Raw genomic sequence first — 20,802 nt, forward strand, 5'->3', positions numbered from 1 at the left:
TCCGTCCGTTTGCGACTGCACTCGCGTCTATCTATTCTGCCCGGGTGGCACCCCTCAGAAGCAGCTCTGGATCGTTTACCGGAAAACCCGGATCAGCGTCACGTCTGCGTGACAACAGCGCGCCGAGTCACCTCGGAACGACCGACTGGCCGTACCGTCACGGGGTGAGTGAGACGGCCCATGCACGGAAGATCGCTTTCGCCACCTTCGTCCGCCGCGCGCTGGACGACGCCCGCGCCATGCGGGCCTGGAGCGGCACCGAGGTCTCCCGGCGCACCGGCGTCTCCCGGCAGACCATCAACCGTTGGGTCCGCGGCGACTGGGCGAGTGATCCCGAGGCCGAGCGCGTGGTCGCCTTCTGCGAGGGTCTCGGGCTCGACCCGACCGGCGCGTTCACGGCGCTCGGCTGGGACCGGGCGACCGGCTCCCGCACCGCCCCCACCCCGCCGCCGATGGACCCCGACGTCGAGGCGTTGCTCCGCCGGCTGATCGACCCGAACGTCTCCGACGCGGAGAAGTTCCACATCCGAGAAACCATTCGTTACCTCGCATATCGCCCGACACTTCCGGCAAATGTCCGAAATCGACGGAAACAAGCCGGGTAGTTCCTCAGATGGCGAAAGAACGGAAGGTCAGTCCCGATCGTTTCGCCTCGGGGACGGATCGGACCGGCTAGCGTCCACGTTTGTACTGCTAAGGGCTCGTCGTCGGCGGGGGGACGGGACACAGCCGAACCCAGCCCTGCGGGACAGAAGGAGGGGTCTGTCCATGACCCTGAAATGGTTGGCAGTCGTGGTCGCGGTGGTGTCGGTGACATCCTGCGTGACCGGCAACGTGGTGGTCGGCGTGCTGAACGGCGGACAGCTTCCCCTGGTCGTCAATCTCCTCACGCTCACCACGGCCGGCACAGCGGTGATCCTCGCCGTCGTCGCCGAGTTGCACGACCGACTCAACGACCGGGTCAGCGCGCTCACCGAGTTCCTGGTGGCGCGGCTCAACGAGATCGAGGCGCACACCGGCGACCGGAACACCGGCTTCGTGGAGGGCTACCTGCTCAGCCACGGGCAGGAGGCGGCCGTGGTGCCGTTCGGGCGCCGGGGAAGAGGAGCCGCCGAACGCTGACGCCACGTCGTCCCGACGTCACATCTCGGCCACGAATACGCCGCCCGGCGCGGGGTACGCTGACGCGCGTGCCGCCGTTGAATCTGGGCAACCAGCCGCCGAAGACTCCGTTGGACGCCGAGCACGCCTGGCGTGCCACCGCCGCCCGGGCGGGTGACGTCGTGCTCTTCTTCGACTTCGACGGCACACTCGCGCCCGTCGACGACGACCCCACCGCGGTCCGGCCCGCGCCGAAGGTGCTCGCCGCGCTGGAGGCGCTCGCCCCCCGGGTACGCCGGATCGCCATCGTGTCCGCGCGCCCGGTCGAGTTCCTCCGCGACCACCTGGGTGGCCTCGCCGACGTCGACCTCTACGGGCTGTACGGGCTGGAGCACAGCCACTCCGGCGGCGAGACGGTCACCGAGCCGGCCGCCCTGCCGTGGGTGCCGACCATGGCCGAGCTGGCCGCACAGGCCGAGGCCGAGTTGCCGGCCGGCGCCCTGGTCGAGTTCAAACGGCTCTCCGTCGCGCTGCACTGGCGCACCGCCCCGCATCTCGGCGACGTGGTGCAGGAGTGGGGCCGGGCCCGGGCCGAGCGGCTGGGCCTGCGCTGCCAGGCCGGCCGCATGGTGCTGGAACTGAAGCCGCCGGTCGACCGGGACAAGGGCATGGTCATCGGCGAGACGGTCCGGGACGCCGGCGGGGCCTGGTATTTCGGCGACGACGTCTCCGACATCAAGGCGTTCGCCGCGTTGCGCGCCCGCGCCGCCACCGACCCCGACTTCCTCGGCGTGTGCGTGGCCGTCGCCAACCCGGAGACCGGTCACGAGGTGGCCGACGCCGCCGACCTCACGCTCGACTCCCCGGCCGCCCTGGGCGACTTCCTCACCGCCGCCCTCCACCACCTCGCCTAACCCACCCCACCCCACCCCGCCCCGTCCTCCGCCCCCGATCGTGCAGTTTCTGCCCGGGCGAAGCGGGCACAGGGCTCATAATCGGGGCCGAATGTGCAAGATCGACGGCGGCAGGGCGGGGTCAGACGCCGTAGCGGCGTTGGCGGGTGGCGTAGGAGCGCAGGGCGCGGAGGAAGTCGACCTTGCGGAAGTCGGGCCAGTTCAGCTCGCAGAAGTAGAACTCCGAGTGCGCGCTCTGCCAGAGCATGAAACCGGAGAGCCGCTGCTCACCACTGGTCCGGATGATCAGATCAGGGTCGGGCAACCCCTTGGTGTAGAGGTGCTCCGAGATGTCGTCCACGTCGATCGTGGTGGCCAACTCCTCCAGCGTGCCGCCCTGCGCGGCGTGCTCCAGCAGCAACGAGCGGACCGCGTCGGCGATCTCGCGCCGGCCGCCGTACCCGACGGCGATGTTGACCTGAGCCCCGCCGTCGCGGTCCCGGGTGCGCTCGGCGGCGCCCTTCAGCGCGGCCGCGTGCTGCGCCGGCAGCACGTCGAGCGCGCCCACCATGCGCAGCCGCCAGGGGTTGCCCTCCTCGGCCAGCTCGCTGGTCAGGTCCTCGATGATCTGGAGCAGCGGGTCCAGCTCGGCGGCCGGCCGGGAGAGGTTGTCGGTGGAGAGCAGCCAGAGCGTGACGTGCCCGACGCCGGCCGCGTCGCACCAGCGCAGCAGTTCCTTGATCCGCTCGGCGCCCATCCGGTGACCGTCGTTCGGATCGACGAATCCCATCTCCCGGGCCCACCTGCGGTTGCCGTCGCACATCACGCCGACGTGCGCGGGCACGGGCTTACCCGCGAGCTTCGCCGTCAACCGGCGCTCGTACACGGAGTAGAGAAGTTTCCGCAGAGTCATCACCTTGCAGGGTAGCGACCCACCACGAAGATCAGTGTCGCGGTGGCGCATAGCGGGACGGCCGGTCGTCTCCGCCCCGGCGTGGCCGGGGCACGCCGGCGGCGATCGCGGCCAGCGTGCGGGCGTCCAGGCGGCCGTCACCGAGCCCCAACTCCACCACCGTCCGGTAGACCCGTTCGTCCCGGCCGGCCGCGCCGACCACCGCGTCGACCACCCACTGCCGCCGGGCCAGCCAGGCCGCCGCCGAGCTGTGCCGCAGGTGGGTGCCGAGCCGCTCGCGCAGCGCGGCCGCGTATCGGCGGGCGGCGTCGGCGGGCGCCCCGGCCGCCGCCGCCCCGGCCAGCGCGCCGGAGCGCAGCGCGTAGAAGATGCCCTCACCGGTGAACGGGTTGATCAGCGACAGCGCGTCACCGGCCAGCACCACCCTGCCCCGGCCCGGCGCCGGCCGGTGGGTGGAGAGCGGCAGGTGGTGGGCGCGCAGGTCGGTCATCGTGGCCGGGTCGGTGCCGGGCAGCAGCGCGGCCATCCGGTCCAGCAGGTGCGCGCGGGTCAGCGGCTCGCCGCGCAGCACCTCCCCGTACCCGACGTTCGCCCGGCCGTCCCCGATCGGAAAGGCCCAGGCGTACGCCGGCCAGCGCGCCCCCGAGGTGACGATGAGCTGCTCGGGCGGCCCGGGTGGGGCGGGCGCGTAGCCGCGGATGGCGAGCGCCAGGTGCCGGTCCGGATTCACCGGGTGCCCGAGCGCCCGGCGCAGCACGGAGCCGGCGCCGTCCGCGCCGACCACCGCCCGGGCGACCAGCTCGCCGTCGAGCACCACCCGGTCGGCGGCCACCTCCATCCGGCGGACGGTGTGCCGCCGCAGCTCCGCCCCGCTCTCGACGGCGGCCCGGACCAGGCGCGCGTCGAAGACCTTCCGGGGCACCGTGTAGGCCGGTCGGGGCAGCGGCCGCGCCACCGTGCCGCCCCCGGGCCCGACCAGGCGCAACGCCGGCAGGGGCGGATATCCGTCGACGGCCCCGGTCACCCCCAGCTCGGCGAGGACGTCCAGCGCGTGCGCGGCGATGCCGTCGCCGCACGCCTTGTCGCGCGGGAACTCGGACCGGTCGAGCAGCAGCACCCGCGCCGCCCCGGCCCGCCGCGCGCCGAGCGCCGCCGCCGCCCCGGCCGGACCCGCCCCCACCACCACGACGTCCCACACCGAACCACCCACCCCCTCATCCTCCCCCGCGCCGCACCTCCTCCCGGCCCCACCGCGCCGCCCACTCCGTCGATCATGAAGTTGGCGGCAGCCACGGAGATCGACATCGCCGCCAACGTCATGATCGACGCGATGCTGGCGCCCAGGTCGGGGGCTGGGGTGAGGGGGAGGTGCGGTGGAGGGACCAGAGGCAGAGGATCGCGGCGGTCAGCAGGGGGGCACCGTCGCGGATCAGGCCGTCGACGCCGAGCAGCCACCAGCAGAGCGGGAGGTCGAGCGCGAGCACGCCGAGCGTGACAAGCACCAGCGCCCGGCGGGCCCAGTCCTTTCCGCGCAGCAGGAACGCGGTGCAGAACAGCACCGCGTAGCTGGCCGCGATGCCGGCGCCGATCCAGAACAGCACCGCCGGCACGGCGGCGATCCCGCCGTCCAGCAGCGACCCGGTCGCCACCAGCGCCGGCACCAGCATCAGCGGGCTGTAGGTGAACGCCGCGACCCGGGCGGTGAGCAGCCACCCGTTCGCCTGCGGGCGTTTCGGCGCCACCTCACGCCAGGAGATCGTGCCGCCCTCGACCACCAGACCCTTGCGGTGCCGGACCAGATGACCGCGGATCGTGTCGGAGCGGTAGAGCAGCACCACCACGGCGACGCAGAGCGCGGTGAGCGCGGCGAACCCGAGCAGGCCGGGGAGCGCGGGCACGCCCTGTCGCGGGACGACCAGCCGGCCCACCGCGAAGACAGTGGTCACGGCCAGGATCAGCCCGAACGGCCGGGCCGCCACCCGGCCGCGGTTGACGTGCCCGATCAGGATCAGAAAGCCCAGCGAGCGGAGCATCGCCCACCCCGTGCGGACGGCGAGACCGAACTCCTGCTCCGGGGCGTACCAGTAGTTGAGCAGCTCGACCACGACGGTGGCCGCCGCGGTCACGGCGAGCAACGTGGTCAGCGCCCGGACGGCGGACGGCCGCCGGACCTCGACAGGTTCGGCGGCCGTCCTCATGGCATCCGATGGTGCCCGGTGCGGGCCATCGTCACACCTGCTACTTCTGCGGCTCCACGTCGAGGCGGGCGCGCAGCGCGTCCAGCTCGGCCCAGAGCACGCCGGGCAGCTTGTCCCCGAACTTCTCGAACCACTCGGTGACCAGCGGCAGCTCCTTGCGCCACTCCTCCGGGTCGACCTTCAGGGCGATCCGGACGTCCTCCGGGGTCATGTCGAGGCCCTCGATGTCCAGCGCGTCCTGCGCCGGGACCATGCCGATCGGGGTCTCCACCGCGTCGGCGGTGCCCTCCAGGCGCCCGATGACCCACTTGAGCACGCGGGAGTTCTCGCCGAAGCCCGGCCAGAGGAAGCTGCCCTCGGCGTCCTTGCGGAACCAGTTCACATAGTAGATCTTGGGCAGCTTGGCCTCGTCACCGTCGGTGCCCTTGCCCATCTCGATCCAGTGCCGGAAGTAGTCACCGGCGTGGTAGCCGATGAACGGCAGCATGGCCATCGGGTCGCGACGCACCACGCCGACCGCGCCGGACGCGGCGGCGGTGGTCTCCGAGGAGAGCGTGGCGCCCATGTAGACGCCGTGCACCCAGTCGCGCGCCTCGGTCACCAGCGGGACGGTGTCCCGGCGCCGGCCGCCGAACAGGATCGCGTCGATCGGCACGCCGTTCGGGTCGAAGTAGTCGTCGGCCAGGATCGGGCACTGGGTGATCGGGGTGCAGAACCGGCTGTTCGCGTGCGAGGAGAGGTTCTCGCTCTCCGGCGTCCAGTCGTTGCCCTTCCAGTCGATCAGGTGCGCCGGCGGCTCACCCATGCCCTCCCACCAGATGTCGCCGTCGTCGGTGAGGGCCACGTTGGTGAAGACCGAGTTGCCGCGGTCGAGCGTCCGCATGGCGTTGGCGTTGGTCTTCCAGTCGGTGCCGGGCGCGACGCCGAACAGGCCGTACTCCGGGTTGATCGCGTAGAGGCGGCCGTCCTGACCGAACCGCATCCAGGCGATGTCGTCGCCGATGGTCTCGACCTTCCAGCCCGGGATGGTCGGCTCGAGCATGGCGAGGTTGGTCTTGCCGCAGGCCGACGGGAACGCGCCGGCGATGTGGTAGACCTTGCCCTCGGGCGAGGTGATCTTGAGGATCAGCATGTGCTCGGCGAGCCAGCCCTCGTCGCGCCCCATCACGCTGGCGATCCGCAGCGAGTAGCACTTCTTGCCGAGCAGCGAGTTGCCGCCGTAGCCGGAGCCGTAGGACCAGATCTCCCGGCTCTCCGGGAAGTGCGAGATGTACTTGGTCTCGTTGCACGGCCACGCCACGTCCTGCTGGCCGGGGGCGAGCGGGGCGCCGATGGAGTGCAGCGCGTGCACGAAGTCGGCGTCGTCGCCCATCGCCTCCAGGATCGCCGACCCCATCCGGGTCATGATCCGCATCGAGGCGACCACGTACGGGCTGTCGGTGATCTCGACGCCGAACATGGGGTTCTCCGCCTCGACGGGCCCCATGCAGAACGGGATGACGTACATGGTCCGGCCGCGCATGCTGCCGCGGTAGAGCTCCGTCATCGTCCGCTTCATCTCGGCCGGCGCCATCCAGTTGTTGGTGGGGCCGGCGTCCGCCTCGTCGACGGAGCAGATGAAGGTGCGCTCCTCGACCCGGGCGACGTCCGTCGGGTCCGTCCGCGCGTAGAACGAGTTGGGCTTCTTCTCGGGGTTCAGCCGGATCAGGGTGCCGTTCTCGACGAGCTCGTCGGTGAGGCGACGCCACTCCTCGTCGGACCCGTCCACCCAGACCACCCGCTCCGGGGTGGTCAGTTCCGCGACCTCACGAACCCAGGCGAGCAGTTTGGGGTGGGACGTCGGGGCCTGATCGATACCCCGAACAGCAGCCGGAGCAACCATGTCACATCTCCTTGTGGTCGACGCTGACCGATCTATGGGATGCACGAGTTCTGGCGGGCGAGGCGCCGCCGTCGTGGAAACCTGGGATTGGGCTCAGCGTAAACCGGGCTGCCTCGCCAGTCAGTGGGACTGGTTGTGAAGAACTGCACAAGGTGCGGCCACGCTGCGGCATCGCGATCTGATACCCGCTTTCGCGCGCAGTTTCACGCAAATCCTGCGGTGAACCTCCGACGGCCCGGTCCCGGAGGCGCCCCGCGCATTCACACAGTCGGTTACGCTGCGCTCACGGATAACCGAAACGGGTGAGCCCGACGGCCGCTGGCGAGGTTGCCGTCGGCCGACTCGCCGTTGCAGGCGGCCCGGGTGGGGCGCAACCGGTACTCTCTGCGGGTGGCCGCGACGATGACCGGGGACCAACCGGGGGCTCCGCCGACCCGTCGGGGTCCGATCGGAGCCCTGCTCGACCGCTTCGGCCACCTCGTCCACGAGCTGAGCAAGTTCGCCACGGTCGGCGGCGTGGCCTTCCTGGTCGACTTCGCGCTCTTCAACTACCTGTCGAGCGGGCGCGGCATGCCACCGCTGGTGGCGAAGACCGTCTCCACCGTGGTGGCCGCGACAGTCGCCTTCCTCGGCAACCGGTTCTGGACCTGGCGGCACCGGCAGCGCTCCCACCCCGCCCGCGAGTACGCGCTGTTCTTCTTCTTCAACGGGGTGGGCCTCGGCATCGCGGTGGCCGTCCTGGCGATCAGCCACTACGGGCTCGGCGCGCTCTGGCCGCGGGTGTTCCAGACTCCGCTGGCCGACAACGTCGCCAGCTTCGTCGTCGGCACCGGCCTGGGCACGCTGTTCCGGTTCTGGTCGTACCGACGGTTCGTCTTCGTCGAGGCGGGAACTCCCCCCGTTCCGGCACCGAGCCACGACCGAGAGTCCGGGGCGTGACGCACCGCCCATCCCGACCCGCCGGGCCGAGCCGGCCCTGCCCACTGCCCTAAGGTGTTTCGCATGCCTGGAGTCCGTCTGCTGCCCGAGCGCTGGCAGAAGTTCATCCACGAGGCGCTCAAATTCGGCATCGTCGGCGGCATCAACACCGTCATCAATTACGCGGTGTTCAATGCGCTGGCACTCACGGTCTTTCGGGACGGCCAGCTCAAGGCGACAGTGATCGCCACTGTGGTGGCGACCATCACGTCGTATCTGATGAATCGGCACTGGACGTACCGAGATCGACCGAAATCCGCGCTACGGCGCGAATACATCCTTTTCTTCCTGTTCAACGGCGCCGGCCTGATCATCGAACTCGGCGTCCTGGCCCTGGCCAAGTACGGCCTCGGCGTGCACGGCCTGCTGGCGTTGAACCTGGCCAAGACCGTCGGTGTCCTGTTGGCCACCCTGTTCCGTTTCTGGTCCTACCGGACGTTCGTGTTCCAACCGGTGCCCAAGCACGCCGAGGAGACCTGGCACGCCGTCCCCCGGGACGAGTGGGACAACGTCGCCGAGATGGACCCGGTCGCCGAGCTGGCCGAGTCCGTCAGCGAGCTGGAGGAGGAAGAGCCACCCCTGGGCGCGAACCGGCCCGGCAGCGACTACACCCCGCCGCAGGGCCGCGCCGCGCCCACCGACGCGGCCCTGGGCGGTGCGCTCGGGGCCGACCTGGACGCCGAACTCGCCGCCGAGCTGCGTCCCCGCCGCGCCCGCCGCTGAGCGTCGCTCAGGAGGGGTCGCGGAGCGACTTGCCCTCGGCCATGTCGGCCAGGATCTCGCGCATCTCGCCGTCGCCCAGGCTGTGCTTGTCGTGGTGCGCCTCGACCAGCTCGTAGAGCTTCGTCTGCACCCGGTCCACGTGCGGCACGTCGGCGAGCACCGACTGGCCTCGTTCGCCGGCCGACTCGATGGTCAACGTGCCGCAGCCGAGGATCCGCTCCAGGAACCGCTGGTGCATGGCGTGGTCGTTGATCCGGGTCAGTGGCAGGTCCCGCCGGTTGCGGGAGAACACCCCCTCCTGGAGCAGCACCCGCTCGTTGGTGAAGAGGTAGTGCGTGGTGCGCCAGACCAGGAACGGCCACAGGCCCAGCCACAACGCCAGCACCAGGCCGAGCCCGGCGATGGCGTAGAGCGCGATCGTGCCGCCGTCGCCGTCGGGCAGCAGGAGCCAGCCGGCGACGACCGCCGCGACGGTGAGGACCAGCACCAGGATCGGCCGGATCAGGGCCTTCCAGTGCGGGTGCAGGTGCAGCACGACGTGCTCGTCCTCGGTGAGCACGTCTTCGGGGAACGCCACTTCGAACCTCCTCGCGGGAACCGGACGCGCTGACCGTAACCGGTCAGCGGACCCCGGCGGCATCGGCCGCGCGGGCGGCTGCCGGGAGTTAAGAGGGGGCCCCGCCTATACCTGAGGCGTTAAGAAGGGGCCCCTCCTTTCACCGAAGGTGGAGGACGTCGCCGGCGGCCAGGCGGAGGGGGGCGCCGTCGGTGGTGGTGACCAGGAGCTGGCCGTCGGGGTCGACGCCGGTCGCGGTGCCGTGCACCTCGCGGCCGTCCGGCAGCAGCACCCGCACCTGGCGGCCGATCGTGGCGCAGCCGGCCAGGTACGCGTCCCGCAGCCCGCCGGCCACGGCGTCGCCCCCGGCGTCCCGCCAGCGCGCGTACCAGTCGGCGAGCGAGCGCAGCAACGAGCGCAGCAACGGGTCGCGGTCGGTGGCGGTGGCGCCGGCGAGCTGGAGCGAGGTGGCCGGCAGGCCGGTCGGGTTCTCCGGCAGCTCGTCGGCGCGCAGGGTCACGTTCAACCCGACGCCGACCACGATCGCCGGCGGCTGCCCCTCACCGTCGCCCGGCACCACCTCGGCCAGCACGCCGGCGCACTTCGCACCGTCCACCAGCAGGTCGTTGGGCCACTTCAGCCGGGCGTCCACCTCGGCCAGCAGGCGTACCGCCTCGACCAGCGCGACGCCGGCGAGCAGCGGCAGCCAGCCGTACGCGGTGACCGGCACCGGCGACCAGCCGCGCTCGGCGACGGCCTCGCCGGGCCGGAGCAGGACGCTCGCCGCGATGCCGGCGCGCGGCGGCGACTCCCAGACCCGGCCCCGCCGGCCCCGGCCGGCGCTCTGCCGTTCCGCGACCACCACCAGGCCCTCGGGTTCGCCGTTCCGCGCCTCGGCCACCACGTCGGCGTTCGTCGAACCGGTCTCGGCCAGCAGTTCGAGACGGCGCCAGGGCCCGTGCGGCGCGACCAGCGCGCGGCGCAGCCGGGCCGCGGACAGCGGCGGGCGATCCAGGTCGGTGTACGGCGAGCCGGGCATCGGACCAGCCTACGGCCCGGGGTGAGGCGCACTGCACAACCTCACCCACCTGAACCATCGTTATATTCCCTGGGTGACTACCGAGACCGGGATCAACATCCACACGACCGCCGGCAAGCTGGCGGACCTGGAGCGACGGCTCGACGAGGCGGTGCACGCCGGATCGGCGCGCGCGGTCGAGAAGCAGCACGCGCGGGGCAAGAAGACCGCTCGGGAGCGGATCGACATGCTCCTCGACGAGGGTTCCTTCGTCGAGCTGGACGAGTTCGCCCGGCACCGCTCGACCAACTTCGGGCTGGAGCGGACCCGACCGTACGGTGACGGCGTGCTGACCGGCTACGGCACCGTGGACGGTCGGCAGGTCTGCGTCTTCGCGCAGGACTTCACCGTCTTCGGCGGTTCGCTCGGCGAGGTCTTCGGCGAGAAGATCGTCAAGCTGATGGACCTGGCCATGAAGATCGGCTGCCCGGTCGTCGGCATCAACGACTCCGGCGGAGCGCGGATCCAGGAGGGCGTCGCCTCGCTCGGCCTCTACGGCGAGATCTTCTTCCGCAACGTGCGGGCCAGCGGCGTCATCCCGCAGATCTCGCTGATCATGGGCCCGTGCGCGGGCGGCGCGGTCTACTCCCCGGCGGTCACCGACTTCACCGTGATGGTCGACCAGACCTCGCACATGTTCATCACCGGCCCCGACGTGATCAAGACGGTGACCGGCGAGGACGTCGGCATGGAGGAGCTGGGCGGCGCCCGTACCCACAACGCCCGCAGCGGCAACGCGCACTACCTCGGCACCGACGAGGAAGACGCGATCGAGTACGTGAAGGCGCTGCTGTCGTACCTGCCGTCGAACAACCTGGACGAGCCGGTGGTGTTCGACGCCCCGGCCGAGCTGGCGGTCACCGACTCCGATCGGGAGCTGGACACGCTGATCCCCGACTCGGCCAACCAGCCGTACGACATGCACCGGGTCATCGAGCACGTGCTCGACGACGGCGAGTTCCTGGAGGTGCAGCCGCTCTACGCGCAGAACATGGTGGTCGGCTTCGGCCGGGTCGAGGGCCGCCCGGTGGGCGTGGTGGCCAACCAGCCGATGCAGTTCGCCGGCACGCTCGACATCGCCGCGTCCGAGAAGGCGGCCCGCTTCGTGCGCACCTGCGACGCGTTCAACGTGCCGGTGCTGACGTTCGTGGACGTGCCCGGCTTCCTGCCCGGCACCGGGCAGGAGTGGGACGGCATCATCCGGCGCGGCGCGAAGCTCATCTACGCGTACGCCGAGGCCACCGTCCCGAAGGTCACCGTCATCACCCGCAAGGCGTACGGCGGCGCGTACGACGTGATGGGCTCCAAGCACCTCGGCGCGGACCTGAACTTCGCCTGGCCGACCGCGCAGATCGCGGTGATGGGCGCGCAGGGCGCGGTGAACATCCTCTACCGTTCCGAGCTGGCCGACGCCGAGGACCCGGCGGCGGTGCGGGCCGAGAAGATCGCCGAGTACGAGGACACGCTCGCCAACCCGTACATCGCCGCCGAGCGCGGCTACGTCGACGGGGTGATCCCGCCGCACGAGACGCGGACCCAGATCGTCCGGGCGCTGCGGGTGCTGCGCACCAAGCGGGAGACGCTGCCGCCGAAGAAGCACGGCAACATCCCGCTGTAGGTGTAAGGAAGGGCCCCCTGTTAACGCCTCGCGTAGAGCAGGGGGCCCCTCCTAACACGTGGGCGGTTCAGCAGCTCGGGTTGGCGGCGACGCACATCCGTTCGGCGGCGGCCCGGGCCAGGTCACGCAGTTGCGACTCGGTGCCCCCGGCGCGGTTCTGGAGCACGCTGACCAGGTCACCGACGCGCACCACCGCGCGGTCGTCGGGCGGTGGCGGCTCACCGAGCGGCGCGCCGGTGTCCAGCCGGCGCGCCTGGCTGACGGTGTGCCGGACGAGCACCGACTCGTCGCCGGCGAAGCCCTTGTCGATCTCCTGCCACGAGTGGACGACCTCCGCCGTGACGATCTTCCCCCGCCATGCCGTCGGGCCGCTGGACCGCCACTGCCGGCACGGGCCGAGCAGCGCCGGCAGCCCGTCGAAGAGCCGGTCGGCGCGGTCCGGGGCCACCCGGTAGAGGTCCTGCGTGGCGAGCATCTGGCCCTCCCGCTGGCCGCCGACGTCGGGACGTTCCCGGAGCAGGGTCACCGAACGGGAGTAGCGGGACTGCTCCCAGGTCGTCGTCAGCCCCTGGTCCTGCCGGCAGACCTCCACCAGCCGATCCAGGCGGATCTCCTCGCCGAGACCCGCGTCGTTCCACGGCCGCGCGATGGCGGGTCGCAGGTCGGAGGCTTGCAGCAGCGCCTCGGCGGGCACCTCGGTGGCGGCCCAGGCGGTCGCCGACGGGCCGGCGGCGACCGGCACCTCGGTCGCCCGGTCGGCCCGCCCGGTCGTCACGAGCGCGACGCCGGAGGTGAGTGCCAGCACCGCCACCGCCGCCGCCACCACCGCCCGCCTGCCCCGCCGGCGGGCCCGGGCCCGCAGTTCGGCAGGGCCGGCCCAGCGCACGGTGTGCAGGTCCCGCTGCACCAGTTCGATGAACGTCAGGTCGTCGTCACGCATCCGCGGGCTCCTCCAGATCCACGACCGCGAGCAGTTCGGCCAAGGCGGCCCGACCCCGGGACAACCGCGCCTTGACCGTGCCGACCGGCGCCTCGGTCTCCCGGGCCACCTCGGCGACCGGCATGCCGACCAGGTAGTAGAGGGCGATGGCCACCCGCTGCTCCTCGGGAAGCTGCCGCAACGCCGCCACCACCTCCACCGTCTCCGTGCCCGGGGCGGGGATGCTCTCCTGCGCCCCGTGCCGTAGGTAGGCCCGGGCGCGGCTGCGCAGGCTACGCCAGCGGCTGACCGCGATCCGGCTGGCGACCACCCGCACCCAGGCCTCCGGGTCGTCGTAGCCGCGCACCGTCGACCATCGCTGCCAGGCCCGGATGTACGCCTCCTGCACGGCGTCCTGCGCCTCGGCGAGGTTGCCGGTGAGCACGAAGACGAACCCGAGCAGTCGCTGCCGGCTGCCCAGGTAGAACTCGTCGAACCCGTCGACGTCCGGCACGCTGTCGCCTCCCCCGTGGTGGTCGCAGGAGAGACGCCTGCCGCACCGGGCGCGGTTGCCCGCTCAGCCGACCAATTTCGCCAACTCCCGGACGCCGAAGGAGCCGGCCGGGATCCGGTCGCGGACAGCCCGGCGCACCGCGGTCTGCACCGCCGCGTTGACCGGGGTGGGCACGTTGTGCAGCCGGCCGAGAAGCACGATCTCGCCGTTGAGGTGGTCGGCCTCGGCGGAGCCGGCGCCCCGGGCCAGGCTCTGCCAGGTGGAGCCGCCGGATCGGGGCTCACCGTCGACCGGCCGGTGCGACACCAGGTCGCCGCGTTCGGCGGCCTCCTCCTCACGGGTGGTGTGCGCGATGCCGGCGGCGGCGAGCGCCGCCTCGCCCTCGGCGCGTACCCGCTGCGACAGGTGCTCGGGCACGTCCGGGCCGAGCAGCGCCTGCAGGCCGTTGCCGAGGTTGGCCAGCAGCTTGCCGTACTTCCAGCGCATCACGTCGTCGCGGACCGGGGCGACGAAACCGGCGGCGGTCAGGTCGGCCGCGACCGCCCGGGTGGTGTCGTCGGCGCCGGTCGGGTAGCGACCGAGGTGCAGCATGCCCGGGTGCGGGTGCCCGTTGGCGACCACCACGCCCGGGTCCAGGTGGGTGGCGGGCAGCCACACGCACACCGGGTGCACCCGGGCGAAGAGCCGCAACGCGGCCGGTTCGTTCGCCACCCCGTTCTGGGCGAGCACGACCGGCAGCCGCTCGCCGGCCGTCCCGCCGCCCTCGATCGGCGCGTCCGCCCAGCCGGCCAGCGCGGCGGCGGTGTCCTGCGACTTCACGGTGAGGACGAGGACGGTGTCGGCCGGCAACGGCGGGCCGTTTGGGCCGGCCACCGCCGGCAGCCGGCCGGTCACCGCGCCGTCGGGCCGCCGCAGCGTCAACCCCCGCTCCCGCAGCGCGTCCAGGTGCGCGCCGCGGGCCACGAGCGTCACGTCCCGGCCGGCCTCGCCCAGGAGTACGCCGATGGTGCCGCCGACCGCGCCCGCCCCGATGACCACGTATCGCATCCGTCCGATTCTGCCCGGTCGGGGCGCGCGCCGCCCGGGGCGCGGCGCGGGACGGGTCAGCCGGTGAGGCCGGCGTCGGCGAGGATCGGGCCGGCGAGCAGCAGCCCACCGGCGACCAGCGCACCGACGGCGACCAGCAGGAACACGCCCACCCAGGCAAGCGGCGGGATCGGCGTGAGCCGGGCGAGCTGGTCGGCGTCCGACTCCGGCATCCGGCCCCGGCTGCGTTGGCGGCGCAGCTCGAAGACCGGCCGGACGCCGCCGAACAGCAGGAACCAGACCGAGGTCCAGGCGAACGCGGCCTGGACCTGCGGCGAGGTGTACCAGGAGACGGCGAGCACGACGCCGCCGGTGACCAGCAGCGACAACGCGCCGAAGAGGTTGCGGATCAGCACCAGCATGGCGAGCAGCAGCGCCACCGCCAGCCAGAGCAGCAGGGTGATCCGGTTGCCGGCGAGCAGCCACGCGCCGCCGAGACCGAGCAGCGACGGGGCGACGTACCCGGCGAGCAGCGTGAGGATCATGCCGGGTCCACTCGGGCGGCCGGCGGACAGCGTCAGCCCGGAGGTGTCCGAGTGCAGCCGGATGCCGTGCAGGCGCCGGCCGGTGAGCAGGGCAGCCAGCGCGTGGCCGCCCTCATGCGCGATGGTCACCGCGTTGCGGGCGATCCGCCAGGGCAGCCGGGTGGCGACCACGGCGAGCGCGACCACGGCGGTGAGCACCACAAGCAGCGGCGGCGGGTCCGGCTGGGCGCTCAGCAGGGTGTCCCAGAGCGTGGTGAGGCCGTCGATCAGGGGCATGGGCGGGGAGCCTACCGGCCCGACTCGTGTCGTTCGACCGGCCGTGTCTCATAGAGTGTGAGACTGATCGGACGAGGTGCCTGAAGGGGAGGTGAGATCGGTGAGTGCAGCTCCGTTGGAGCCGTACAGCCCACACGTGGGTCCATGGACCGAGACCGACTACCTGGCTTTGGGCGACAGCCACGACCGCATCGAACTGCTCGACGGGAGCCTGATCGTGAGCCCTGCCCCGAGCCGGCGGCACCAACGGGTGGCCCGGCGGCTGGCGAACGCCGTCGAGCTGGCGGCCGAGCCGGTCGGCCTGCTTGTCTATGACGCGATCAATGTCCGGCTAGGCTCCGACCGGATCGTTATTCCCGACCTTGTCGTCACGGATGCCGACGACGAAGGCGTGGTCCTCGACGCCGAACGGGTCACGCTCGTCGGCGAGATCGTGTCGCCCGGCAACGCCGCCGCCGACCGGCTGGTCAAGATGCAGCTTTACGCGATCGCCCGCATCCCGTTCTACCTGCTGGTCGAGCAGGACGGGGACAGTCACTCGCTGCGGCTGCACCGGCTGGACGGGGGCCACTACGTCGAGGACGCGGTGGCCAAGGCCGGCGAGACGCTCAGCGTGACCGAGCCGTTCCGCTGGGCGATGGACCCGGCCACGCTCCGCTGAACGCGATGAAAATTTCTTTGCGTCCTATTGCGATCTAGGGCACTAACCTCCAAAGATGGTCGTCAATCAGTTGACGTCCTCTGGAGGCACACCATGGCCCGCACCAGACTCTCCGTACGCCGGCTTCTCGCCACCGGCCTGACCGTCGCCGCCACCGCGGCCGCGGCCCTCGTGGCGACCGGCGGACCGGCCGCCGCCGCGACCACGCCCGGCGTCGACGTCTCCCGCTACCAGGGCAGCATCAACTGGACCAGCGCGCGCAACGCGGGCATCCAGTTCGCCTTCATCAAGGCCACCGAGGGCACCAGCTACAAGGACCCGAACTTCAACACCAACTACGTCAACGCCTACAACGCCGGCGTGATCCGGGGCGCCTACCACTTCGCCCGGCCGAACATCTCCGCCGGCTCCACCCAGGCCGGCTACCTGGCCAGCAACGGCGGCGCCTGGTCGGCGGACAGCCGCACGCTCCCCGCCGCGCTGGACATCGAGGCCAACCCGTACAGCGGCGGCTACTGCTACGGCCTGAGCACCACCGGCATGCGCAACTGGATCCAGGACTTCCTCAACACCTACCGCTCCCGCACCGGCCGGTACGCGGTCATCTACACCACGACGAGCTGGTGGAACCAGTGCACCGGGAGCTGGACCGGCCCGTGGGCCAACCACCCGCTCTGGCTCGCCCGCTGGTCCAGCACGCCGGGCGCCCTGCCGGCCGGCGCTTCGGTCTGGAGCTTCTGGCAGTACACCAGCACCGGCAGCGTCTCCGGGATCAGCGGCAACGTGGACCGCAACTACTGGAACGGCGACCGGACCCGGCTGATCGCCCTGGCCAACAACACCTGACGTACGCACGGAAGCGGGACCGCCCCGAGGTGGGGCGGTCCCGCTGTCGTCGTACCGTCTGGTTGTCGCCTCAGGCCCGGCGGCGCGCGGCGGGCGCCATGGGCACCGGCGCGGGGCGGCGGGTCCAGCGCCACACCGCGACCCCGGCGACGGTCAGGGTGAGCACACCGAGGACCGCGACCGGCGCGGACAGGCCGGCGGCGACCATCAGCAGGACGGCGTCGCCGAGCGCGACCAGCATCCACAGTGCGAGGCGGGGGCCGGTGTCCCTGTGTCGGTAACCCATGTCGCACCTCCTTCGTCGTCGGGATACTCATACCCCCGACTACGGAAAGTCATGCGAACCAGTTTCACACCGGCGGGACTCCCAGCGTCAGTTGCGGCGGTCCGGCACGAAACCCTTGGTGATGATGTCGAAGGCGGGCAGGTTGGCCTCCCAGTCCTTCGCCGGGACCTCCCAGCGCAACGCGTAGCCACGGTTGGTGGCCGTCGCGACGCCCCGGTTGCGCACGTGGAACCGGACGTTGCCGCTCCGCGTCTCGAACCAGTCCCAGTCGGCACAGGTCCGGTAGTAGTTGCACCGGGTGATGTTGATGTACTCGTAGTTCCGGACGTAGTTGCGCCGGTTCGGCTCCTGGTCCTTCCAGTCCGCCAACGCGTCCTTCTGCGGACTGTTCGTCCACTGCATGAACAGGACGCGGCGGGCGCCGCCGACCTCGTAGAGCACGACCTGGTTGTTGCCCGGCTTGGCCTCGAAGCCGTTCGGGATCGGCACCTTGAAGCCGTTGGAGCCGGTGTAGTACTTCCAGCCGGCCGGCAGCACGAACCCGGTCGGTGACGGGCTCGCCGACGGCGTCGGACTGGCCGACGGGCTGGCCGACGAGGCCGCCGCGCTCGGCGAGGCGCTGGCCGTCGGCGCGGGCGGGCCCGCCGACGCCACCGAGGAACCGGCCGTCGGGCCGCCGCCGTCACCGTCGTCGTCGCCGCCGTTCAGCAGCGGCACCGCCACGACCAGCCCGACCAGCAGCACCAGGACCAGCGCGCCGATCAGCAGGTTGCGCCGGTTCGGCGAATCCTTGACCCCCGGCAGCACCGTCGCCCGGCCGGTCGACGGCGCGGGGCTGACCGGCGCCGCACTCACCGGCGCGGAGTCCGACGGGGCCGGGCTGACCGGTGCCGAACGCTGCGCGGGAGCGGCAGCCACCGGCTCACCGTCGAGACGCGTCTCGTCGAGCGCCGAGTCGGCGTCGTCCACCCCTGTCGCGTCGGCCGGCGGGTCGGCGTCCAGCTTGGTCGTCGGGTCGGCGACCGGCGGCGTCACCTTCGCCGTCTGGCCCGCGTCGGAGACCGGCGCCGGCACCTTCGCGGTCGGGTCGGCGGCCACCGCCGCACCCCCGGTCGCCGCGACCCCGGAGGCCGCGCGTTCCACCTGGTCGTCGGCCGGGCGTGGCGCCGGCACCAGCGGCGGGCGCGGCGCACGCGGACCGTTCGGCCCCGGCCGGCGTACGCCGTCCAGCAGCGAGATGCCCTTCGCCCGCCGACCGCCGACCTTGCGCAGCATGCGCTCCGCCACCTCGGCGGTGATCCGCTCGTCCGGGTCCTTGCGCAGCAGCCCCTGCAGCACCGGCTTGAGCGGCCCGGCGTTGCGCGGCGGCGGCATCGGCTCGGTGGCGAGCGCGGCGAGCGTGGCGATCGCCGACGGGCGCGCGTAGGGCGACTTGCCCTCGACGGCGGCGTAGAGCGTCGCGCCCAACGACCACAGGTCGGCCTCCGGGCCGGCCGTGCCGTCCCGCGCCCGCTCCGGCGAGATGTAGGCGGGCGAACCCAGCACCATGCCGGTGCGGGTCACGTTCGGGTCACCGGGGATGGTGGCCAGGCCGAAGTCGGTGAGCACCACCCGACCGTCCTCGCCGAGCAGCACGTTGCCCGGCTTGACGTCGCGGTGCATGATGCCGGCCTTGTGCGCGGCCTTGAGCGCGCCCAGCACGCCGAGGCCGATCTCGACCGCCTTGGCCACCGAGACCGGGCCGTCCTCGGCGATCGTGTCCTGCAACGACTTCGACGCGACGTATTCCATGACGATCCACGGGTCGCCGTCGGTGCGCAGCACGTCGAAGATGCGGACCACGTTGACGTTGTTGAGCCGGGCGATCGCCCGCGCCTCGCGCAACGAGCGCTCCCGCATCTCGCGGCGCTCGTCCGGGGTGAGGCCCGGCGGCGGCACCAGCTCCTTGATGGCGACGTCGCGGTGCAGCACCTCGTCCCGCGCCTTCCAGACGCGGCCCATGCCGCCCTGACCGAGCGGCGTGAGAAGCCGATACCGGTCAGCGACGAGTTGGGGAAGTGCGTTCGACATCGCAGAAACGGTACCCGGCCGCCCCGACGCGCACACCGCCGGCACGCCACTGTCTGCCGAAGGTCGAGTTCGCGACGCGTACCCTGGGTCCATGTCTGCCGAAGAGCCGATGTTCCGGGTCGTCCGTGGCGTGCCCACCGCCGAGGAGCTGGCCGCTCTGGTCGGCGCGATAGTGGTCCGCACCCGGCCCGTCGCCGCCGCCGCGCCACCCGTCGTGTCGCGATGGGCGCGCAGCGCGCGCCCGGTCGGCGCGACGCTCGCCGCCGGACCCGGCGCGTGGCGCGCCTCCGGCCTTCCCCGCTGAAACCTTCCCCGCGTACGCGAGCCCGGCCGGGACTGCCGGGATCCACGTGGAGCCATTAACCTCACTCAGGGAAACCGTGCGGTGACGGGCAGGGAGGTCCGATGATCCCGGAGGACAACCGGCCAGCCGGCTGGCTGCGTGACTACGGCGGCATCGAGGCCGACATCCGACAGATGAGGGAGTTCGCCGACCGACTCCAGGACGAGGTCACCCGCAACTACTCCCCTCACCTGTCCTACATCGCCGACGACATGAAGGCCCCGGTGCCCAACCCGGCCGACGCCTTCATCGAGCTGGTCCAGTTCCTTCAGGCCCACCACGAGACGCAGAAGGCCGCCGTCAGCGCCGTGTGGGACCTGGCACCCGCCACCGGCCGGCTCGCCGACGCCGCCGGCCGGATCGCCGCCCGCTACGACGACTCGGACGCCTTCTCCTCCGCCCGCGTCACCGACGTCGAACGGGCACTCGCCGCGCCCACCACAGCCGTCGCCCGCCCGACCCCGCCACTGGCCGACCCCACCGGCCCCGACCAGGGGCGGGTGGTCCTGCCGTGATCGAACGGGGCGGCGGACGCACCTCCGGGCTCACCGACTGGCGGCTCATGGACGTGCAGAGCATGTGGGCGTGCCTGCGGGACCAGGACACCGCCGGCCAGTGGAAACAGGTCGCCGGTTGGCGCAAGGTGTGCGACCTCGCCCTGGCGCACCTGGGCCGGCTCCGGGAATACCGGCGCGGGCTCGCCGAGGCGTGGCCGCCCGAGACCAACGCCGCCGCGCGGGCGTACGTCGGCGAACTCGACCAGCTCATCGACCGTGTGCAGCACACCCACGACGCGGCCGCCGCCAACTACGACGCGCTGGCCGCCGCCGCCCGCGCCATCGGCAGCGCCCGCACCGAGCTACAGCCGCTCTACGACGAGTACGCGACGAAGCTGCGGCAGAGGCAGGCGTACGAGGCGACGATCGCCGACCCGAAGGCGGTGGCGGGCAGCCGGTTGCCGGAACGGCCCCCGGTCACGGACGACGACCTGGAGCAGTTGAACGTAAGGGCGCGTGGGCTGATGACGGGGCTGAGCGGAGAACTCCAGCAGGCCCAGGTGATGCTCCAACGCCCGCCAGCACCAGTGCGCCCCGGTCCCCGCGTTGACCAGCAACCAACAGATCCATATGCCAGCTCTGTTCCAGCTCCGGTGATTCCCCCCATCGTGGCGGTGCCAGTTTCACCACCCACCCAGGGGGATCTGCGCACACGAATCTCGATGCCGAGCCCTGGCCCCACTCCTGCGCCAGGGCCAGGGCCATCCTCAGCGCCCGTGATTGGTGCGGGTCCAATCCTGGGCAACGCCAGCGGAATTGCCGTCCAACCGCCACCTCTCGGATCTACGCCTCCTCCTGTGCAAGCAGCCCCCGGGAGTG

Annotated in this window: 22 protein-coding genes; 10 read left to right on the plus strand and 12 right to left on the minus strand. The window is 72.0% G+C overall.

Features of this window, described 5'->3' with window-relative positions:
- The first annotated feature begins 164 nt into the window (after nucleotides 1–164).
- From ACIA5A_RS08805 to otsB, 3 genes are all read left to right on the plus strand, one after another.
- On the plus strand, nucleotides 165–605 hold the full coding sequence (locus tag ACIA5A_RS08805) for an XRE family transcriptional regulator (protein WP_396758272.1): 441 nt from the start codon (nucleotides 165–167) through the stop codon (nucleotides 603–605).
- A 163-nt stretch (nucleotides 606–768) separates the two neighbouring features.
- Entirely contained in the window at nucleotides 769–1,122 is a 354-nt protein-coding gene (locus ACIA5A_RS08810; protein ID WP_396758275.1) for a hypothetical protein, read from the plus strand.
- 68 nt (nucleotides 1,123–1,190) lie between these two features.
- Complete coding sequence (gene otsB, locus ACIA5A_RS08815; RefSeq protein WP_396758278.1) at nucleotides 1,191–2,015, plus strand: trehalose-phosphatase; 825 nt, start codon at nucleotides 1,191–1,193, stop codon at nucleotides 2,013–2,015.
- A 121-nt stretch (nucleotides 2,016–2,136) separates the two neighbouring features.
- Here the strand turns inward: otsB and ACIA5A_RS08820 are convergent, their stop codons facing one another.
- The 4 genes from ACIA5A_RS08820 to ACIA5A_RS08835 form a co-directional block, all read right to left on the minus strand.
- On the minus strand, nucleotides 2,137–2,907 hold the full coding sequence (locus ACIA5A_RS08820) for an isoprenyl transferase (protein WP_396758281.1): 771 nt from the start codon (nucleotides 2,905–2,907) through the stop codon (nucleotides 2,137–2,139).
- Nucleotides 2,908–2,938: 31 nt separating this feature from the next.
- Nucleotides 2,939–4,105, minus strand: a complete 1,167-nt coding sequence (locus ACIA5A_RS08825; protein WP_396758788.1) for a geranylgeranyl reductase family protein — start codon at nucleotides 4,103–4,105, stop codon at nucleotides 2,939–2,941.
- Nucleotides 4,106–4,223: 118 nt separating this feature from the next.
- A complete protein-coding gene (locus tag ACIA5A_RS08830; RefSeq protein WP_396758284.1) occupies nucleotides 4,224–5,105 on the minus strand; it encodes a hypothetical protein in 882 nt (293 codons plus the stop codon).
- A 40-nt stretch (nucleotides 5,106–5,145) separates the two neighbouring features.
- A complete protein-coding gene (locus ACIA5A_RS08835; RefSeq protein WP_396758286.1) occupies nucleotides 5,146–6,987 on the minus strand; it encodes a phosphoenolpyruvate carboxykinase (GTP) in 1,842 nt (613 codons plus the stop codon).
- Nucleotides 6,988–7,389: 402 nt separating this feature from the next.
- Here ACIA5A_RS08835 and ACIA5A_RS08840 point away from each other — a divergent pair, with 402 nt between their 5' ends.
- Both ACIA5A_RS08840 and ACIA5A_RS08845 read left to right on the plus strand, forming a co-directional pair.
- Nucleotides 7,390–7,926, plus strand: coding sequence for a GtrA family protein (locus ACIA5A_RS08840; RefSeq protein WP_396758791.1), 537 nt, complete (start codon nucleotides 7,390–7,392; stop codon nucleotides 7,924–7,926).
- A 63-nt stretch (nucleotides 7,927–7,989) separates the two neighbouring features.
- Nucleotides 7,990–8,688, plus strand: a complete 699-nt coding sequence (locus ACIA5A_RS08845; protein ID WP_396758289.1) for a GtrA family protein — start codon at nucleotides 7,990–7,992, stop codon at nucleotides 8,686–8,688.
- A 7-nt stretch (nucleotides 8,689–8,695) separates the two neighbouring features.
- Here the strand turns inward: ACIA5A_RS08845 and ACIA5A_RS08850 are convergent, their stop codons facing one another.
- Together ACIA5A_RS08850 and ACIA5A_RS08855 are read right to left on the minus strand one after the other, a co-directional pair.
- Nucleotides 8,696–9,265: a PH domain-containing protein gene (locus tag ACIA5A_RS08850; protein ID WP_396758293.1), complete on the minus strand. Its 570-nt coding sequence runs from the start codon at nucleotides 9,263–9,265 to the stop codon at nucleotides 8,696–8,698.
- 139 nt (nucleotides 9,266–9,404) lie between these two features.
- The gene (locus ACIA5A_RS08855) at nucleotides 9,405–10,283 is read right to left on the minus strand and encodes a biotin--[acetyl-CoA-carboxylase] ligase (protein ID WP_396758296.1); all 879 of its coding nucleotides are present in this window, start codon (nucleotides 10,281–10,283) and stop codon (nucleotides 9,405–9,407) included.
- A gap of 73 nt (nucleotides 10,284–10,356) precedes the next feature.
- Here ACIA5A_RS08855 and ACIA5A_RS08860 point away from each other — a divergent pair, with 73 nt between their 5' ends.
- The gene (locus tag ACIA5A_RS08860) at nucleotides 10,357–11,940 is read left to right on the plus strand and encodes an acyl-CoA carboxylase subunit beta (protein ID WP_396758299.1); all 1,584 of its coding nucleotides are present in this window, start codon (nucleotides 10,357–10,359) and stop codon (nucleotides 11,938–11,940) included.
- A gap of 67 nt (nucleotides 11,941–12,007) precedes the next feature.
- Here ACIA5A_RS08860 and ACIA5A_RS08865 read toward each other — a convergent pair whose 3' ends face one another.
- From ACIA5A_RS08865 to ACIA5A_RS08880, 4 genes are all read right to left on the minus strand, one after another.
- Nucleotides 12,008–12,880 (minus strand): hypothetical protein, encoded by an 873-nt coding sequence (locus tag ACIA5A_RS08865; RefSeq protein WP_396758301.1) that lies wholly within the window; start codon nucleotides 12,878–12,880, stop codon nucleotides 12,008–12,010.
- Nucleotides 12,873–13,373 carry a SigE family RNA polymerase sigma factor gene (locus ACIA5A_RS08870; protein WP_396758304.1) on the minus strand — a complete coding sequence of 167 codons (501 nt, stop codon included), beginning with the start codon at nucleotides 13,371–13,373 and terminating at the stop codon, nucleotides 12,873–12,875. The genes ACIA5A_RS08865 and ACIA5A_RS08870 overlap by 8 nt, the downstream gene beginning before the upstream one ends.
- Nucleotides 13,374–13,436: 63 nt before the next feature.
- Nucleotides 13,437–14,420, minus strand: a complete 984-nt coding sequence (locus ACIA5A_RS08875) for a ketopantoate reductase family protein (RefSeq protein ID WP_396758307.1) — start codon at nucleotides 14,418–14,420, stop codon at nucleotides 13,437–13,439.
- 56 nt (nucleotides 14,421–14,476) lie between these two features.
- Nucleotides 14,477–15,220 (minus strand): M50 family metallopeptidase, encoded by a 744-nt coding sequence (locus ACIA5A_RS08880; RefSeq protein WP_396758309.1) that lies wholly within the window; start codon nucleotides 15,218–15,220, stop codon nucleotides 14,477–14,479.
- 136 nt (nucleotides 15,221–15,356) lie between these two features.
- Here ACIA5A_RS08880 and ACIA5A_RS08885 point away from each other — a divergent pair, with 136 nt between their 5' ends.
- Together ACIA5A_RS08885 and ACIA5A_RS08890 are read left to right on the plus strand one after the other, a co-directional pair.
- On the plus strand, nucleotides 15,357–15,881 hold the full coding sequence (locus ACIA5A_RS08885) for a Uma2 family endonuclease (RefSeq protein ID WP_396758312.1): 525 nt from the start codon (nucleotides 15,357–15,359) through the stop codon (nucleotides 15,879–15,881).
- A gap of 93 nt (nucleotides 15,882–15,974) precedes the next feature.
- Nucleotides 15,975–16,727: a GH25 family lysozyme gene (locus tag ACIA5A_RS08890; protein ID WP_181571662.1), complete on the plus strand. Its 753-nt coding sequence runs from the start codon at nucleotides 15,975–15,977 to the stop codon at nucleotides 16,725–16,727.
- Nucleotides 16,728–16,797: 70 nt separating this feature from the next.
- Here the strand turns inward: ACIA5A_RS08890 and ACIA5A_RS08895 are convergent, their stop codons facing one another.
- Together ACIA5A_RS08895 and ACIA5A_RS08900 are read right to left on the minus strand one after the other, a co-directional pair.
- Entirely contained in the window at nucleotides 16,798–17,013 is a 216-nt protein-coding gene (locus ACIA5A_RS08895; protein WP_181571661.1) for a hypothetical protein, read from the minus strand.
- Nucleotides 17,014–17,100: 87 nt separating this feature from the next.
- A complete protein-coding gene (locus ACIA5A_RS08900; RefSeq protein ID WP_396758315.1) occupies nucleotides 17,101–19,083 on the minus strand; it encodes a protein kinase in 1,983 nt (660 codons plus the stop codon).
- 91 nt (nucleotides 19,084–19,174) lie between these two features.
- Here ACIA5A_RS08900 and ACIA5A_RS08905 point away from each other — a divergent pair, with 91 nt between their 5' ends.
- Both ACIA5A_RS08905 and ACIA5A_RS08910 read left to right on the plus strand, forming a co-directional pair.
- A complete protein-coding gene (locus ACIA5A_RS08905; RefSeq protein WP_396758318.1) occupies nucleotides 19,175–19,387 on the plus strand; it encodes an acyl-CoA carboxylase subunit epsilon in 213 nt (70 codons plus the stop codon).
- A gap of 101 nt (nucleotides 19,388–19,488) precedes the next feature.
- A complete protein-coding gene (locus tag ACIA5A_RS08910) occupies nucleotides 19,489–19,941 on the plus strand; it encodes a hypothetical protein (RefSeq protein WP_396758321.1) in 453 nt (150 codons plus the stop codon).
- The last annotated feature ends 861 nt before the right edge of the window (nucleotides 19,942–20,802 follow it).

Origin of the sequence: Micromonospora sp. NPDC051300 (genome assembly GCF_044455315.1) — a bacterium.
In the GTDB taxonomy this organism is placed as follows: Bacteria; Actinomycetota; Actinomycetes; order Mycobacteriales; family Micromonosporaceae; genus Micromonospora; species Micromonospora robiginosa.

What these genes read in the sequence shown, in the direction of transcription:
- ACIA5A_RS08810 (WP_396758275.1), top strand. Translation starts at nt 769, where the DNA reads ATGACCCTGAAATGGTTGGCAGTCGTGGTCGCGGTGGTGTCGGTGACA.
- ACIA5A_RS08820 (WP_396758281.1), bottom strand. Translation starts at nt 2,907, where the DNA reads ATGACTCTGCGGAAACTTCTCTACTCCGTGTACGAGCGCCGGTTGACG.
- ACIA5A_RS08830 (WP_396758284.1), bottom strand. Translation starts at nt 5,105, where the DNA reads ATGAGGACGGCCGCCGAACCTGTCGAGGTCCGGCGGCCGTCCGCCGTC.
- ACIA5A_RS08835 (WP_396758286.1), bottom strand. Translation starts at nt 6,987, where the DNA reads ATGGTTGCTCCGGCTGCTGTTCGGGGTATCGATCAGGCCCCGACGTCC.
- ACIA5A_RS08840 (WP_396758791.1), top strand. Translation starts at nt 7,390, where the DNA reads ATGACCGGGGACCAACCGGGGGCTCCGCCGACCCGTCGGGGTCCGATC.
- ACIA5A_RS08845 (WP_396758289.1), top strand. Translation starts at nt 7,990, where the DNA reads ATGCCTGGAGTCCGTCTGCTGCCCGAGCGCTGGCAGAAGTTCATCCAC.
- ACIA5A_RS08855 (WP_396758296.1), bottom strand. Translation starts at nt 10,283, where the DNA reads ATGCCCGGCTCGCCGTACACCGACCTGGATCGCCCGCCGCTGTCCGCG.
- ACIA5A_RS08865 (WP_396758301.1), bottom strand. Translation starts at nt 12,880, where the DNA reads ATGCGTGACGACGACCTGACGTTCATCGAACTGGTGCAGCGGGACCTG.
- ACIA5A_RS08875 (WP_396758307.1), bottom strand. Translation starts at nt 14,420, where the DNA reads ATGCGATACGTGGTCATCGGGGCGGGCGCGGTCGGCGGCACCATCGGC.
- ACIA5A_RS08880 (WP_396758309.1), bottom strand. Translation starts at nt 15,220, where the DNA reads ATGCCCCTGATCGACGGCCTCACCACGCTCTGGGACACCCTGCTGAGC.
- ACIA5A_RS08890 (WP_181571662.1), top strand. Translation starts at nt 15,975, where the DNA reads ATGGCCCGCACCAGACTCTCCGTACGCCGGCTTCTCGCCACCGGCCTG.
- ACIA5A_RS08895 (WP_181571661.1), bottom strand. Translation starts at nt 17,013, where the DNA reads ATGGGTTACCGACACAGGGACACCGGCCCCCGCCTCGCACTGTGGATG.
- ACIA5A_RS08900 (WP_396758315.1), bottom strand. Translation starts at nt 19,083, where the DNA reads ATGTCGAACGCACTTCCCCAACTCGTCGCTGACCGGTATCGGCTTCTC.
- ACIA5A_RS08905 (WP_396758318.1), top strand. Translation starts at nt 19,175, where the DNA reads ATGTCTGCCGAAGAGCCGATGTTCCGGGTCGTCCGTGGCGTGCCCACC.
- ACIA5A_RS08910 (WP_396758321.1), top strand. Translation starts at nt 19,489, where the DNA reads ATGATCCCGGAGGACAACCGGCCAGCCGGCTGGCTGCGTGACTACGGC.